The sequence below is a fragment of the Chitinophaga sp. 22308 genome, assembly GCF_052045305.1.
In the GTDB taxonomy this organism is placed as follows: domain Bacteria; phylum Bacteroidota; class Bacteroidia; order Chitinophagales; family Chitinophagaceae; genus Chitinophaga; species Chitinophaga varians_A.
This window is the reverse complement of the sequence record NZ_JBQEOP010000002.1, coordinates 653,843-669,648: the sequence shown is the minus strand read 5'-3', so window position 1 is coordinate 669,648 and position 15,806 is coordinate 653,843. Positions and strand designations below refer to the sequence as shown.

Sequence of the window (15,806 nt, the reverse complement as noted above, 5' to 3'; positions counted from 1 at the left end):
CTGCGTTTAACCCATAAACGCAGTTGCTTTACCGACAAAATTGTTTCATTAATTTCACCTGGTCAGGCGTTACCTTTGTTTTGTCATAGGCCAGGTACAAGGTATTTTCCATAGAAGACCGCCCCTTCCAAATCACTTTCAGGTCATCATCCAGCAGATAATCCGCTGCTATGGTCAACGCATCACAACGCTTCATCGATTTTAAAATAAGCTGCATATTCGGAATTACGCAGGCCGGTTTAATGGCCGGCCGTTTGTAAAAGTTCTTTTTCCAGAATTTACGGATGATGGCAAGGTCGGTCGTATAGGCAAACCAGGGCTGCGCCAGCAACCAGGCCTCCGCACTTTCCCAGTCTTCTTTTTTTATAGAACGATCAAATTCGGTGGTGTCTGTCGTTTTATTTCCAGCGATGACAAAATGTTCCTGCCGGACAGGTTCAAAAGCAAGCTGCTTATAGTCGGCCAGTTTAGTCGCCACCACAAAATCCAGTGCCCCTTTCTCCAACCGGCCCAACATTTCTTTGGTGCGTCCGAAAGTCAACACCAGACTGGTATCTGTAAAGGATATATTTTCTGATATTACCGCCTGGAAATACTCTTGTACTACACCGAGCCGGATAATAGGCGGCTGCTTCTTTAAACCGGCAGTACTAAAGCCTTCCTCCACCTGCTCCAACATTTCCAGTGGCGCCACCACCTGCGTATAAAACAACTTGCCATAATCGGTGGGCACAATTTTCGGCTTCCGTTCAAACAATGGCTGTCCAACATGCGCCTCCAATAACGCGAGATGCTGGCTCACATTAGGCTGTGATATAAATAAAATCTTCGACGCGGCAGTCAGCGACCCCGTCTGATAAACAGCTTTAAATGTCCGGTACCATTCCAGATTTACCATGTCCTAAAGTTATAATTGTTTTTATGACCGCCCATAAAATAAGCTATTTTACGGATAGACGGCGATGAGGGAATTTTGCCCTAAATGATCATCCAATGGAAATTTTACCACAAGTACAGGAAGTACTGACCTACATGGAGTCCGTTAAAGTTACACATATCGCGGACAAATTGACCGCCTCGAGAGAATTTTACGAAAGGCTGGTGCCCCTTGCCGGAGAAGAGGAAGCAGTGTTTGCCGTTGAGAACCAGGCCATCGAATTTACCGATCGAAAAATCAACATCCGGATTTACCGGCCGTCCGCTGAAAAAGACCTGCCTGTTGTCATGTATTTCCATGGCGGCGGCTTCTTCAAAGGCAGCCTGGACAGCCATGACCGGCCATTGCGGCAGCTGGCCAATTTATCCCGCGCAGTGATTATTTCCGTCGATTACAGGCTGGCCCCTGAACATCCCTTTCCGCATGGCCTGCACGATTGTATCGACGCTACCACCTGGGCCGTCGAGCATGCAGCGGAACTGGGCATCGACGGCCATCGTATAGCCGTGGCCGGAGACAGCGCCGGCGGAACGCTGGCCACCGCCGTAGCAGGAACTCTACCTGGCATCGCCTGCCAGGTACTGATATACCCTGCCACTGATTCCTCACTCGCCACGCCCTCCTGGTCGCTGTTTGCAGAAGGCCCTGTGGTGACCCTGAAGAGCGGCATCGAGCTGTGGAATTATTACACGAACGATAAAATCAAGGCGGCCCCTATTTACAACAATGACTTGTCCGGCATGCCGGATGCATACCTTATCATAGCAGAATATGATCCGTTAAGGGATGAAATCATGAACTACGCCCAAAAGCTCCGGCAGGCAAATGTGGAAGTAACGGAAAAGTTGTACCCGAAAATGATACATGGCTTCTTTCAGATGGGAGGCGTTATAGACCAGGGGAAAACGTCTATTGCCGCAGTGGCGCAGTATATTCAATGGAAACTGGGGAAATGAAAAAAATAAAGCCTTTGGACGCCCGTCATCCAAAGGCTTTATTTTCCGGCTATGCTCCGGGTTCATAGGTAAGCTGCACCACACCGGATTTAAAAACCAGCGTATCTGTCAGCTTTAGCCCTATCCGTTCTTTTATATCTTCAAACAATGGCTTACCAGTCCCTAACACTACCGGATGTACCGATACTTTATACACGTCGATAAGGCCGGACTGTATGAATGTTTTGATAAGGCTTGCGCCGCCATACAGCCAAATGTCTTTACCACCCTGCCGCTTTATGGCTGCCACCTGGTTAACGATATCGGTACTAATGAAAGTAGCCTTATCATCCTGTCGGCTTTGGTGCGAGAAAACATATTTCTTCTTGGAATGTATGCCTTGCCACATTTCGCTTTCTGCGGGGCTGGTAGCTTCATCCGTTTGAAAATTTCCCCAGGCGTCATAACTTACTCTGCCGTAAAATATCGTATCGATGCTTGCTATAAAGCCCCCAAAGTCCATATCATCATCCATAATACACCAATCCACTTCCCCGTTTGGTCCTTCAATAAATCCGTCTAAAGTAACAGCCAGGTTCAAAATGATTTTCTTCATACTAAAAGCTTTTCACAAAAATAAATACCAGGTGCGCTTACTTTTTTGGAAAAACACGACAAAATCAGAATCGCGCAGGAGTAAGCCCTGTATAGCGCTTCATTTCGTTCGTCAGATGCGACTGGTCATAATACCCCCCTTCAAAAGCGATATCCGACAAACTCACCTTCGGGTCATCCATCAGGGAAAGAACAGACTGGAAGCGGACAATCTTCACATATTCCTTTGGCGTTAGTCCGATATGCGTTTTAAACATCCGTTCCAATTGCCGGACAGTGGTATAATTTCGTTTAGCGATATCACAGATGCGTATATCTCCTTTAGTCACATGGATGTCCTTCAGCACAGTCTGCAGCAGCGAATTTACATTGTTTCTCCTGTCTAAAAAATACCGGTTGAAATAAGCGTAAGGGTCTTTATGGACCTTCCCGATATCAAAAGAATAGGAAGAATCAAATTCTACCGTATGATCAGTCAGTTCATGCTGGGAAACATACTTATAAAAAGAAGAGAACACGGCCGGCTTCAGACATACGCCCACCAAATGTGTGTCCATGTTCATAAAACTGTCCTTAAAAGTGGTCATGGCGCCTACCACGTACGTTTTACCGTGCTCCATGGTGGTCAGGCCACTATCCGTTTTACACGATGCTCCCAGGTTCACCACGATGCCGGCACATCCGTCAGGGAATATACGTTCCCATTGGTTGTCGTTGTCGTCACCTTTCAGTTCCCAGAAAGAATGGATATGGGAGGCTAATGCCGGGCACGGTTTAGCGTTATGATGCTTCATTTCCAGCACTGAATTGGTTAATTGTAAAGATACAAAAAGAATGGGCAACCTTAATACAGCACAAAGCTATCGTCTATGGGATCAGCCTAGCGCCATGGCTGCGCTCAACTTTTCAATAATTCTTACCTCCTCACTATGCCCACCAGTTGACAACCTAAGCAATGGAAGGCCAACTATTTTTAAAATGTTGTCTTTCTTTTTGTCTCTTTCCCGCTGCAATAGATTGTCATGAGATGATACCCCGTCTACCTCGATAGCCAGGACAGGCGTTTTGTCCATCTTGTTGTACAACAGAAAATCGATCCTCGAATTATGCCTTATAAAGCGGATTTCATCCTCCGAAAATGCTTTAAAATCCCGAATAAGATCAATCAGCTTATATTCCCGTACCATATCAATAGATGAGAATTGGGCATTGTTTAATAATATATTTTCCCTAAGCAATTTATGAATAATGATCTCCGCAGGAGATCCTTTTATGTTCCTGTTAGCCGAACGAAACGAAACAAATGCCTGGTTATACTCCTTGTACAAAAGATCAAAAACAGAACGTATACGACCCTGGATAATTGTTTCAGCCGGATCAGTGGTATAACATATGTAGCGTATCAAATCACCGATGTTTGTCCCGTGAGGAAGCTCCATAGATGTCGGTTTCACTACTATAAATTCTTTCACAGCTCTTGATACCGCCACATTTATCAGCCGGGGATCATCAATAAATTTTCCAATTTTGTTATCTACCGTATTAAATATAATCACCTCTTTCTCCCGCCCCTGAAACTTATGGATAGTGTCGGCCTCTATTCCGGGCGGCAGTTGCTGTTGTAGTCGGGTTGCATGATTTCTGTACGGTGCAACCACGCCAACATTTTTATAGTCCTCGGCATATTGTTGCCGGATACACAAGTCTGTTTCATCGATCTGCCTTTGGTTGTAATACGCTCTTCCTCCGGATATATTCGTTTCAATAATCCTAAACGGATGATTGGCCCCGGAAGTCATAACAACTAACTTGTTCTCATAGTACTTCTTGTTGCAAAACCCAATAATAACAGGGTGACATCTGTAATGTTCCTTTAGCATCACCGACTTAATATTATCTCCGTATAGACTTTTCAGGGAGTTTAGAATGTTCTTTTCAACATAATCGTAGGCAGGAGGAATATTGTACTCCACCTGCAATTTTGCTGTAGCCGCCCTGATCTCTTTGTCTACAATGTGAGAAAGTTGCATACTATCCCCCACTACAATCGCATTTCGGCAACAGGAAAAACACACGCCAGCCTTAATGATATCCACCTGCGAGGCTTCATCTATAATCAGATAATCAAAAAGGCGCCCTTTCGGAATGCTCGTATGCAACGAAAGCGTGGAACTCAGTATTACAGGATAATGTGAAGTGAATGCATCAAACTGCAGGCGATAATTTTCTTTCGTAAACGTACCTTTATCTAACCGGCTATATTTTTTAAATAACGCAGCATCGAATATTTCTTTAGACACCTTGATAAAACTATTAAGCGTAGCCTCTTCATTGTTTGATCTCAACCATTTTTCGATGTACAGAATTTCTTTTTTTGTTTTTTCGATATATAGCTCATAAAATTTGTGATTAACGTATACCGGCAGTGCTGTTCTGTACCGGCTAAGGATGCTCAGGTCAAACAAGCCGTATTGCAGTACCAATCTTAATTTATTAATGACAGACAACTTGTTTTCCACGCCGGTGACCGACAGTAAATCTTTTAACTTTAAGATTTTGTCTGAAGTCCATTTGCGGCGAAATTTCTTGTCGAGTATCGTTTTTATATGCTGGTCGAGTGGTTGTTCTGCTTTGATATGACTGAACTCTATTTCAGCTTCTGATAATACTGTTTTGAGAAAAGCTAACTGACCACGGTACTGAAAACATGTAGTAAGCACGGAATCCAGATTACACACTTCATGCTCCAGGTTTTTTAACCGCTCCTCTGAAACCTCAAAATCTTGACGGACTGTTTGCTCTTCGAGATTGTCGAAAAATGAGGTTTTGTTATCGTTATTTCCAAGCGAAGCCACCACCATTCCATAACCCAAGGCAGATAGCTTCTGCTGCACATTAGACACTGCCGAATTATTATTTGAAACAATGGCAACAGTCTTATTCTGCACAATGAGATTGGCTACAATATTCAGGATCGTTTGAGTTTTTCCTGTACCCGGAGGGCCTTCTATGATGCTTATACCATTGCCAAGCGCGGTCTCCACCGCCTGTTTTTGACTCTTATTGCAGCCAAAAGGGTAAATCAGCAGCTTACCGGGACCGCTTTGAAGGGGATGGGCTCCATCTGTGTATGTAGACAACGCAGACCTTGTTTCCAACTGATCTATACCTTCAATAGCGTTGAGTAATATTTTATTGCTTACTTGATTTAAGCTTTTGGTGTCCGTCTCTTCAGATTGAATATCCAATGAGACATTATGATTTCCTTCCAGTATTTTCTTAAAGTAGTTGATTATAGATACTGTCTGGCCAATATTCTTTTTTATATCACAGATTTCAATATCATTATTGTTTTCAACAGGATAAGAACGATTATCTCCCTTTCTAAAAATCAAATAACGTCCGTAATCATCCACTGCATTATATCGCTGATTTAATTTGCCTTTCTCATATATGCGCACCTCTGCCCGCCTCGATAAAAGGGGATGATACTGAACATTGTCAGCTCCATAATTATAGCTTCTTCCGTTGTTAAATGTAATGCGATATCCCTTGTCGGTAGTTTCCACAATGGCAACATCTTCCTTATACTCAAATTTCAGGGATGTTTTATTTTTTAGGTACACAATGAACGAATGATCCATGGAATTCATTTATTACATGTAGGATAGTCCCCGAAGTTACTAATTTACATCCAAAACCGGTCGTTATGCATACGACCACCAAAAAAGCCTCCGGAATATATCCAAAGGCTTTATCTATTTTCAGCGGAGGAAAGTTACAACTTTCGACGCTTTTTACCATGACCTGAATCAGAGAGATGCCGGAAAGCACTTTTTTATATTTCCGACGGGGGAGTTACATCGTACATCCATGCGACTTTCTGTTCCGACTGATGCTCTTGTCCAATAATCGCCCGATAAAGTTCGGGGCGACGAGCCTTAATATAACGATATCCTCCAGCCATCTGTAGTTTTTCACGAGTGAGTGTGGCTGTAACAAATTGATCGCCCAGCTCGGTACATTCTGCTAAAATATCTCCAAAAGGATCGATTATCATCGACCGGCCGTTCCTGAGTTGGTCGTCGTCTATGCCGATGGGGTTGGAAAAGATACAATAAACAGCATTATCATAGGCTCTTGCCGGCAGCCATTTCATTAACCAGTCCCGCCCCTTCATTCCTTCAAATTCCAGACGCAAGGAAGTAGGGTCATTCTCTTTGTTTTCCCACAGGCGAAGATCCACAAAACCTGCGCCTGGACGAGGTGATGGGGTACACATGGTGGCATGCGGCATAAAGATGATTTCGGCGCCCAACAACCGCGTTGCCCTTACGTGCTCAATTATATTATTATCGTAACAGATCAAAATACCGCATTTCCAGCCAAAGAGGTCGAAAACACAATACTCATTCCCAGGAGTAATATGGGGATTGATAAAGGGGTGTAGTTTTCTGAATTTGGCAATAAGCCCATTTTTATCTACGCATACGTAGGCTTTATAGATGCGCTGTTGCTCATCTTTTTCAAACAGACCGGCAAGAATTACAACGCCATAAGTTTCAGAGATGGCCGCCAGCCTCTTTATGGAAGGCCCTTCCGGGATCAGTTCCGCCAGGTCCAGCATCTGCTCTTTGGAAAGCTTGCTTGCAAATGTATATCCCGTGATGGAACATTCATGGAAGGCGATGACTTTTGCGCCTTGTGCGGCTGCATTTGCGGTCATGCGTTCAATAGTGTCAAGATTGTAGGACTTGTCCCCGCTACGATGCTCAAATTGAGCGGTCGTCATAATAAGTTTTTCCATAGCGTAAAATTGCACACAGTCATTCGGAAAAAATTGTACAAACGCGACAGCTCTCTTTTCTGGATCACAGCCGAAGGAAATTGACCGTCAATGGTTCGGAATGCTTAAAATACTGAGATGGCGTGAGTCCTGTAATCTTCCTGAATTCCCGGATAAGGTGGGCCTGATCATAGTATCCGCTATCGTAGGCGCCGTGGGTGAGGCTGGGTTTGGGCGCAGCGTTTTGTAAAGATTTGACGAAGCTGAGGGTCCGCACAATGTTACAGAAATGTTTGGGGCTTAGTCCAATGGCAGTTTTGAATTTGCGTTCAAGCTGTCGGGAGTGGCAACCGATCCCGCTGGTAAGCTGCTGAACGGTAAGTACTCCTCTATGTTTGTGGATCAAATTCAGAGCGGTATTGACTAAAGGGTCACCCATGAAACAATGGGTATTGAGTATCTTCCGAAAGTAAAACTCAATACGATCTACTGTTACACTTAGGCTATCGGCAGTAGCTACAGCGCTTTCCAAAGCCAGGCCAACGTCGGGGAAAAGATCAGAGAGAGAAATGATCTTGTCATTTAACTCGCTGGCTGGAACGTTGAGGAGACGGTTGAGGCCATGAGGATGAAAGACAATAATAATTAACCGGGCATGGCCTTGACAGCATATCTCTTTGTATTCAGTTATCTGTCCGTAACAAAAGGCCGTAGGAAGAGGTAAGGAATCAAGGAAAAGAGATGGGTAGGTGTTGAGTACGATTCCGCTGCTGCCGTCCGAAAACAAACGGAGCTTTCGGCTATAATCTTCTGCTATGTCCAGGAAAAGATAATGCCTGATAAATCCGGATAGGTCTATGGAAGGAGGTACCTGCATTTGTAAATACACAGGAAATCTTTGTCCCTGCAAGTTAAAGGTATGGTATTTTCTTAGGTTTATTAAACCATAGAAAGGAGGAGCAATTAAGACAAACTCTTTAAACTAAAAAGCCTTCAAATCCTAAGACTTGAAGGCTTCTTGCGGAGAGTCAGGGATTCGAACCCCGGGACCTGTTACAGTCAACAGTTTTCAAGACTGCCGCAATCGACCGCTCTGCCAACTCTCCAGTGGAGCGCAAAGGTATATAAGTCTTTTAAAATAACAAAAAAAATCTCTGGAAAAATACCGGCCAGCCGGAAAGGCTGCATGTGGGCCTGCTGCCGCCGGCTGGCGCTGGTATTAGTCCGAAAACTAAGCTAACCGCCGCACGGTCTCCTGCACGGCCTGTGCATGGCTGATGGGCGTATAATTAAATCGCTGGTTGAACTTGCTGCTGTCAAAAAAATAGTCCCGGTCATATTGGTACAACATCTCGAAGAGCTCGTGCATGATCTGGTTGTCTACACCCAGCTCTTTCACTAACGCTGCCGGCAGTACGTCGAAGGCGTCATTTTTGCCCAGGGCCTGCGCAAACAGTTGTATCCACTCTTTCCCCGTAATACGTTGCTGATCTACGGGCAGGTTCCATATCTGGTTGTAAGCGTCAGCGGTATTGCCCAGCATGACGGTGCCTTTGGCCAGTTCCGGCGTATAGCCGATACTGTGAACAAGGTCGGCATTACACAGCCAGACGGCCTTCTCTCCTCTCACCAGGTTGTCATATACCAGGTGCATCAATATACTGTTGACTTTAATATCTCCGAAAATATCCGGTGCCCTGGCGATGAGTGCCTGTAAGTGATGCTTCGCGATGCCCTGCAGGAGCATCTCATCGACTTCCGCTCTGACCTGCCCTTTCTGACTGGACGGCCGGAAAGGGGTATCTTCTGTGATATGGTTCACATGGTTGCCGCCAATGGCGTAGGCGTTATCGAAGAACACCAGTTTAGCCTGATGTTCGAGGCAGGCATCGATGACGTTGCGTATCAGCGCGGGCCATTGTGTTTTCCATACCCTGGTGCTGTATTCGAACCCGAGTGTGAGGTAAACAATACCGCTACCGGCTACTGCGTGGAAGACCTGGTCCCGGTTGGTGAGATCTGCTTTAAATACTTCATCGGAGGCATTGACTTTTTTGGGGTTCCTGCCAACAAGGCGGATGTCATGTGTGTAGGCCGTGAGCGCCCTGGCCACTTCTATGCCTACAGCGCCGCCGGCGCCTAAAATCGTCTGTTTCATCTTGCTGTTTTTTTACTGTAGCAAAATTGCCCTCAGTGGTAAAACCAAAAGAAAAACCCCGTCCGGAATACAACCGAACGGGGCTCCCTCTTTCTATCTTGGCTTACTTTTTTGCTGTTGAGCTTTGTTCTGCTGTTGATTCTTAAATTCTTTCTTCGCGTCTTTTATTCACTATCGCCATGCTATCTTCATTAATTTCCTTTCTGTTGATGATAGCCTGTCTGTTATTATTTTAGGTCGATGTTATTTCCATCCGCCGCCGAGTGACCGGTACAGGTCTACCATAGCGCTCAGGCGCTGACGGTCAACATCTGCCTGTCCCAGTTCTGCCTGAAGGGCGCGTGACTGGGCGGTGATCACCTCGAGATAAGTGGCCATACCGCTGCGGAACAGCATCTGTGCCTGTTGTACGGCCAGCTGGGTAGTGGCTACCTGCTCCCCTGCGATCTGCTGCTGTGTTTTCAGCTTGTCCAGCTTGATTAATGCGTCGCTTACTTCGCCCACGGCGTTGAGCGTAGCCTGGCGGAAGGAGATCACTGATTGTTCCCGCTCTATTTTGGCCACTTCCAGTTGTGTTTTCAGGGCACGGCGCTGGAAGATAGGCTGGGTAATGCTGCCCGCCACAGTACCAAACAAAGAGGCAGGAAGGGTGAACCAGTTGCTGGCTTTGAAAGCGTTCACACCACCGTTGGCGGTAATGTTCAGCGAAGGGTACATATTGCCCTGGGCGGCGCCTACGCGGGCGTTGGCGGCTACCAGTCCTAATTCGGCAGCCCTCACGTCCGGACGGCGGCTTACCATGCCGGCAGGGATACCGGTAGGCAGGGAATCCGCTACCTTGAAGTCATGCAGCTGGCTGGTCCTGCTGATGGGTGCAGGCAGTTCGCCGGTCAGGATGCGGATAGCGTTTTCCTGGATGCCAATGCCCTGCTCCAGTTGCGGCACCAGCAAGGCTGCGGTCTGCTTCTGGGAGATAGCCTGTTGCACGGCCAGTTCAGTTACTTCACCGGCTGTTTTCTGCAGGCGGATCATCTGTACAATGGTATCGCTCAGGTCTACGTTGCGTTTGGCGATGGCCAGCTGGTTGTCCAGCATCAGCAGGTTGAAATAACTGCTGGCGATAGCGGCTACCAGTCCGGTTTGCACGGCACGCTGTCCTTCGTATGACTGTAACAGGGTGGCCTGTGCGGCTTCACGCTGACGGCGGATTTTACCCCATACGTCAATCTCCCACGACATGCCTACGCCCAGGTTATAGTCCTCGATATGATCGCCGAAGTTAAAATTGCTCAGGTTCATACCGGTAAAACTGTTCTTGGACGGGAAGTTGGTATTAGCAGTGGCAGTGGCATTGAATGCCGGCAGCCACGCGGCTTTGGCTTGTTTCAAATAAGCCTGGGAAGCTTCCACCCTTTTCACGGCCAGTTGCAGATCGTAGTTGCCGGTAAGGGCTTTGTCGATCAACTGCTGCAGGGTGGCGTCGCTGAAAAATCTTTTCCATTCCATTTCAGCAATACTGCTGTCGGAAGGCGCTACGTTGCCAAATTGAGTGGGCAGCGCCACCGGGGGCCGCTCGTAATTGCGGCCTACCCGGCAAGCTGCTAACCCTACAACTAAGGACAACAACAAAATTATGAATGTGCTATATCTGGTATTCATCTGTCTTTTTTCTGTTTCTGGTAATAGATCTGTTGACTGTTAGTGTACCAGTTCGGCTATCTCTGCTTTTTTCTCTTCTTCAGTCACAATAGGCTTGCGGCTGATTTTCTCCTGCAGGAACTGGAATATCACATACAATACCGGGATGGCAAATACGCCCAACACTACACCGGTAAGCATACCGCCGGCAGCACCGGTACTGATGGAACGGTTACCCAGCGCGGAAGAGCCGGTAGCCCGCATCAGTGGCAACAAACCTGCGATAAAGGCGAACGAGGTCATTAAAATAGGGCGCAGACGCAGGCGGGCCGCACGGATACCGGATGCTACCAGTCCCATGCCACTGCGTCTTCTCTGTACCGCGTATTCCACGATCAGAATGGCGTTCTTCGCCAGCAGCCCTATCAACATGATTAAACCTACCTGTACATATATATTGTTATCGATACCAAACAGGTTGATGAACGCAAACACACCGAAGATACCCAGCGGTATGGACAGGATCACCGCCAGTGGCAGGATATAACTTTCGTATTGTGCCGCCAGCAGGAAGTACACAAAGATCAGACACAGGGTGAAGATGATGGTAGACTGGTTGCCGGCGCTGATCTCTTCTTTGGTCATGCCCACCCATTCGTAGGTGTAACCTCTCGGCAGATACTGCGCAGCCACTTCCTCTACAGCTCTGATGGCATCACCACTACCATAACCTGGTTTCGCCTGACCGTTGATGGTAACGGCGTTGAACAGGTTGTTGCGGGTAACTGTCTCCGGTCCGTATACCCGTTTCAGTGATACTACGGTGTTGATAGGCACCTGTTCACCAAACTGGTTTTTTACGTATACCCCGTCCAGTGAGGAAGGATCTTTACGCAGTTCGGCATCGGCCTGTACAATCACACGGTAATACTTGCCAAAACGGTTGAAGTCAGACGCGAACATACTACCATAATACACCTGCATGGTCTGCAGAATGTCGCTCACCGGAATACCCAGCTGTTTGGCTTTACGGTCGTCGATCTCTATTTCATATTGCGGGTGGCCGTTGTTGAAAGTGGTAAACGCAAAAGCAATCTCTTTACGTTTCATCAGCTCACCAATAAATCCATAAGCGGTACCGCCCAGTTTCTCCAGAGATCCGCTACCAGTGCGGTCCTGCAATACCATTTCGAAACCGGCCACGTTACTGAAGCCCGGTACGGTAGGCATGTTGATCGCAAAGATGTTGGCTTCGGGGATAGCGGCGAACTTACCCTGCAACATACCCATGATGGCGTTCATATCCTTGATCTTGCCACGCTCGGCATGAGGTTTCAGTTTGATAAAGCCCACGCCGGAAGTAGCACTGCTGGAGTTGCTGAGGAAGTTGAAGCCAGACACGCTCAGGTAGGCGTGTGTAGACTCCAGGTCTTTTACAACATGCTCCACCTTGTCCACTACCTGACGGGTACGCTCCAGTGATGAGCCCGGAGGCATATTCACCACAAACACGGCAAAACCCTGGTCTTCTGTAGGAATAAAGCCGGTAGGCGTTTTACGCATCATCCAGAAGGTCACTCCACCGATGATCAGCAATCCTGCAATGGTCAGCCACTTACGTTTAATCAGGAACTGAAGGCTGCGGGCATACTTTTCCGTCATGGCATTGAAGCCGGTATTGAAAGCGGCAAAGAAACGTTTGCCAAAACTCTGCTGTTGTTTTGCATGACCGTTCAGTTTACCATGTTCTTCTCCATGACCGCCGCCGTGATTGTTTTTCAGGATCAGGGCGCAGAGCGCAGGACTGAGCGTCAACGCGTTCAATGCAGAGATCAGGATGGCGATGGCCAGCGTAAAGGCAAACTGCCGGTAGAAAACGCCCGCTGGCCCTTCCATGAAACCTACCGGGATAAACACGGCAGACATCACCAGCGTAATGGAAATGATCGCACCGGATATCTCCTGCATGGACGATAGCGTGGCGATACGGGGATTAGCCCCTTTCTCCATCTTCGCATGCACCGCCTCCACCACCACAATGGCGTCATCCACCACGATACCGATCGCGAGGATCAGCGCGAACAACGTCAGCAGGTTGATAGAGAACCCGAAGAGCTTCATAAAGAAGAAGGTACCAATAATGGCCACTGGTACGGCAATCGCCGGGATCAGGGTGGAACGGAAATCCTGCAGGAAGATGAACACCACGATAAACACGAGGATAAAAGCCTCTACAAGCGTATGTTTCACCTGATCGATAGACTCGTCCAGGTACTCTTTGGTGCTGTAAATATTAAAATACTCGATACCGGTAGGAAAGGATTTCTCCGCTTTTTTCATCAGCTTGTTGATCGTTTCCTGTATCTCATTCGCATTGGAACCAGCTGTCTGGTTAATCGCGATACCGATACCGTATTTACCGTTCACCCGGGTATCACTACCATAGGTAAATGAACCAAATTCAACACGGGCCACATCTTTCAGGCGCAGCACGGAACCATCGGCATTCGCACGCAGGATGATGTCTTCATATTGCTGGTCCTTGTTGAGCTTACCTTTGTATTTGATGATATACTCAAAAGATTCCTGGCTGCCTTCACCGAAACGGCCGGGGGCTGCTTCCAGGTTCTGGTCGCGGATAGCGTCCAGTACTTCCTGTGGGGACATGTTGTAAGCGGTCAGCCTGTCAGGGCGCAACCAGATACGCATAGAGTAATCTTTCGCACCAAACACCATCGCCTGACCAACCCCTTTTACACGCTGTATTTCGGGGATGATATTGATCTTCGCATAGTTCTGCAGGAAGGTCTCATTATACTCTGGTCTGTCGCTCTGCAGGTTCACCACCATGATCATACTGTTCTGTACTTTCTGGGTGCTGATACCTGCCTGTATCACTTCCGCCGGCAGCTGGCTGGTGGCTTTGGCCACGCGGTTCTGCACGTTCACCGCAGCGAGGTCCGGATCGGTGCCCAAACGAAAGTAAACGTTGAGCGTCATAGAACCATCGTTGTTGGATTGGGAAGTCATGTAAGTCATGTTCTCCACCCCGTTCACCGCCTCTTCTATAGGCGTGGCCACGGAACGGGCCACCACTTCGGAGTTGGCTCCGGGATAGGAGGCCGTTACGGCTACGCTGGGCGGCGCAATGTCCGGGAACTGGCTCATCGGAAGGGTGAGCAGCCCCAGTATCCCCAGCAGAACCAGGAGGATGGATATAACGGTAGCCAATACTGGCCGTTCTATGAATTTTCTAAACATAATGTCAATAGTATTTAAGCATCATCCGAAAATGGACGACGGGAATGAGGGTTATCCGCAAAGCGCAACGCCATAAATGGCTGGCACTCCGCTTTGCGGATGCATCATGAAACATTAGAGCGGTCTTACTTTCAGTAAGCTGTCAAGTGACATCTGTTGTGGAGCGATCACAGTGCCGTCATGCAGACGGTCCAGGCCGGAGTAAACGATCCGTTGACCGGACTTCACACCTTTCTCCACAAAATAGTAGTTGCCGCTTTTACCGGATATAGTAATGGGAACACCTGTCACTTTGTTGCTGTCAGCGACTACAAACACCATCACTTTGTCCTGCAGCTCATAAGTAGCTTCTGTAGGAATCACCACGGCATCGGAGAATTGTTCAGGGATGCGGATCTTACCGGTGTTGCCGGTACGCAGCAGTCCTGCTCCGTTAGGAAAAGTGGCGCGGAAGCTGATAGCGCCCATGGTCTTGTCAAACTGACCTTCCATGGTTTCTATTTTTCCTTTTTCACTGTAGATGGTATTATCAGCCAGTTTCAGCTCTACCTGCGGCAGTTGTTTTACCTTGTCAGCAAGGCTGCCGCCGGCGGTTTCGTTTTTAAATTTCAGGAAGTCGCCTTCGCTCATGGAAAAGTAAGCGTACATCTGGTTTACGTCAGACAGTACTGTCAGCGGCTGCGGTTCTGCACGGCCTACCAGCGCGCCCACTTTATAGGGGATTCTGCCGATATAACCGCTAACAGGCGCTGTGATCAGCGTATAGCCTACATTGATGCCTGCACTGCCCAGCTGGGCCTGTGCCTGCGCTACCGCTGCTTTGGCCGCCTGATAGTTGGCCTGCGCAGTTTTCAGCTGCACTTCGCCTACCACATTGTTTTTTACCAGCGGCGTGAGACGGTCAACTTCCAGCTGTGCTTTTTCCAGGTTAGCTTTAGCGGCCAGCAGTGTGGCGCTCGCATTGCTTTGTACTTCCGTGTACACGCGGTCATTGATTTTAAATAACGGCTGACCGGCTTTCACGAAAGCTCCTTCGTCTACATAAATCTTATCAAGTATACCTTCCACCTGCGGACGAATGTCCACATTGGTGCGGCCTTCCAGCGTTGCGCTGTATTCGCGGTAGGTAGTGGCAGGTACTGCGTTCAGTTTTAATACCGGTAAAGCTGCCGCCTGCTGTCCTTCCATGTGCGCCTCTGAAGCGCCGCAGCCAGACAACAGGGAAAGAATTACGACACTATAGAGTAAGCCTGCCGGCAAGTTTGCAAAAACGGATCTTTTTGGTTTCATACTTGTTTTTTTAATCATACGACAATTTTTTTCCTCTCCGCTACGAAGACAATACAACTCACATTGCTTCACAGCAGCAGTTTTAGCAAACAGCATTCAAGAGGAAAGTACAGGCAGTCAACGTTGCGGCTTCGGGCCACGCATAACGTCACAGCTGGTTATACGTAAGCACGCAACAAAATGTTA

Annotated in this window: 11 protein-coding genes and 1 tRNA gene; 1 reads left to right on the top strand and 11 read right to left on the bottom strand. The window is 47.6% G+C overall.

The features are described from left to right. Positions 1-28: 28 nt before the first annotated feature. Positions 29-898 (bottom strand): LysR family transcriptional regulator, encoded by an 870-nt coding sequence (locus ACTJJS_RS09390; protein ID WP_440663450.1) that lies wholly within the window; start codon positions 896-898, stop codon positions 29-31. Between the two features lie 95 nt (positions 899-993). Between ACTJJS_RS09390 and ACTJJS_RS09385 the strand changes: the two genes are divergently transcribed. Then, entirely contained in the window at positions 994-1,893 is a 900-nt protein-coding gene (locus ACTJJS_RS09385) for an alpha/beta hydrolase (RefSeq protein ID WP_440663449.1), read from the top strand. A gap of 49 nt (positions 1,894-1,942) precedes the next feature. On the opposite strand, the gene ACTJJS_RS09380 is transcribed toward ACTJJS_RS09385, so the two are convergent. From ACTJJS_RS09380 to ACTJJS_RS09335, 10 genes are all read right to left on the bottom strand, one after another. Beyond that, positions 1,943-2,488, bottom strand: coding sequence for a dihydrofolate reductase family protein (locus ACTJJS_RS09380; RefSeq protein WP_440663448.1), 546 nt, complete (start codon positions 2,486-2,488; stop codon positions 1,943-1,945). Between the two features lie 64 nt (positions 2,489-2,552). Next, positions 2,553-3,281 carry a DUF6597 domain-containing transcriptional factor gene (locus tag ACTJJS_RS09375; protein WP_440663447.1) on the bottom strand — a complete coding sequence of 243 codons (729 nt, stop codon included), beginning with the start codon at positions 3,279-3,281 and terminating at the stop codon, positions 2,553-2,555. Between the two features lie 81 nt (positions 3,282-3,362). Beyond that, complete coding sequence (locus ACTJJS_RS09370; protein ID WP_440663446.1) at positions 3,363-6,131, bottom strand: AAA domain-containing protein; 2,769 nt, start codon at positions 6,129-6,131, stop codon at positions 3,363-3,365. Positions 6,132-6,325: 194 nt separating this feature from the next. Then, a complete protein-coding gene (locus tag ACTJJS_RS09365; RefSeq protein ID WP_440663445.1) occupies positions 6,326-7,294 on the bottom strand; it encodes a nitrilase family protein in 969 nt (322 codons plus the stop codon). A 64-nt stretch (positions 7,295-7,358) separates the two neighbouring features. Beyond that, the gene (locus ACTJJS_RS09360; protein WP_440663444.1) at positions 7,359-8,162 is read right to left on the bottom strand and encodes an AraC family transcriptional regulator; all 804 of its coding nucleotides are present in this window, start codon (positions 8,160-8,162) and stop codon (positions 7,359-7,361) included. A 132-nt stretch (positions 8,163-8,294) separates the two neighbouring features. Continuing rightward, positions 8,295-8,379 (bottom strand) — tRNA-Ser (locus ACTJJS_RS09355). Between the two features lie 125 nt (positions 8,380-8,504). Next, a complete protein-coding gene (locus ACTJJS_RS09350; RefSeq protein WP_440663443.1) occupies positions 8,505-9,431 on the bottom strand; it encodes an NAD(P)H-binding protein in 927 nt (308 codons plus the stop codon). 243 nt (positions 9,432-9,674) lie between these two features. Continuing rightward, positions 9,675-11,054, bottom strand: coding sequence for an efflux transporter outer membrane subunit (locus ACTJJS_RS09345; RefSeq protein WP_247654989.1), 1,380 nt, complete (start codon positions 11,052-11,054; stop codon positions 9,675-9,677). Positions 11,055-11,129: 75 nt separating this feature from the next. Further along, complete coding sequence (locus ACTJJS_RS09340; protein WP_440663442.1) at positions 11,130-14,330, bottom strand: efflux RND transporter permease subunit; 3,201 nt, start codon at positions 14,328-14,330, stop codon at positions 11,130-11,132. A gap of 114 nt (positions 14,331-14,444) precedes the next feature. Then, positions 14,445-15,620 (bottom strand): efflux RND transporter periplasmic adaptor subunit, encoded by a 1,176-nt coding sequence (locus ACTJJS_RS09335; RefSeq protein ID WP_440663441.1) that lies wholly within the window; start codon positions 15,618-15,620, stop codon positions 14,445-14,447. Between the last annotated feature and the right edge of the window lie 186 nt (positions 15,621-15,806).

Coding starts and splice junctions, on each gene's coding strand:
- ACTJJS_RS09390 (WP_440663450.1), bottom strand. CDS start 898: ATGGTAAATCTGGAATGGTACCGGACATTTAAAGCTGTTTATCAGACG.
- ACTJJS_RS09385 (WP_440663449.1), top strand. CDS start 994: ATGGAAATTTTACCACAAGTACAGGAAGTACTGACCTACATGGAGTCC.
- ACTJJS_RS09380 (WP_440663448.1), bottom strand. CDS start 2,488: ATGAAGAAAATCATTTTGAACCTGGCTGTTACTTTAGACGGATTTATT.
- ACTJJS_RS09375 (WP_440663447.1), bottom strand. CDS start 3,281: ATGAAGCATCATAACGCTAAACCGTGCCCGGCATTAGCCTCCCATATC.
- ACTJJS_RS09370 (WP_440663446.1), bottom strand. CDS start 6,131: ATGGATCATTCGTTCATTGTGTACCTAAAAAATAAAACATCCCTGAAA.
- ACTJJS_RS09365 (WP_440663445.1), bottom strand. CDS start 7,294: ATGGAAAAACTTATTATGACGACCGCTCAATTTGAGCATCGTAGCGGG.
- ACTJJS_RS09350 (WP_440663443.1), bottom strand. CDS start 9,431: ATGAAACAGACGATTTTAGGCGCCGGCGGCGCTGTAGGCATAGAAGTG.
- ACTJJS_RS09340 (WP_440663442.1), bottom strand. CDS start 14,330: ATGTTTAGAAAATTCATAGAACGGCCAGTATTGGCTACCGTTATATCC.
- ACTJJS_RS09335 (WP_440663441.1), bottom strand. CDS start 15,620: ATGAAACCAAAAAGATCCGTTTTTGCAAACTTGCCGGCAGGCTTACTC.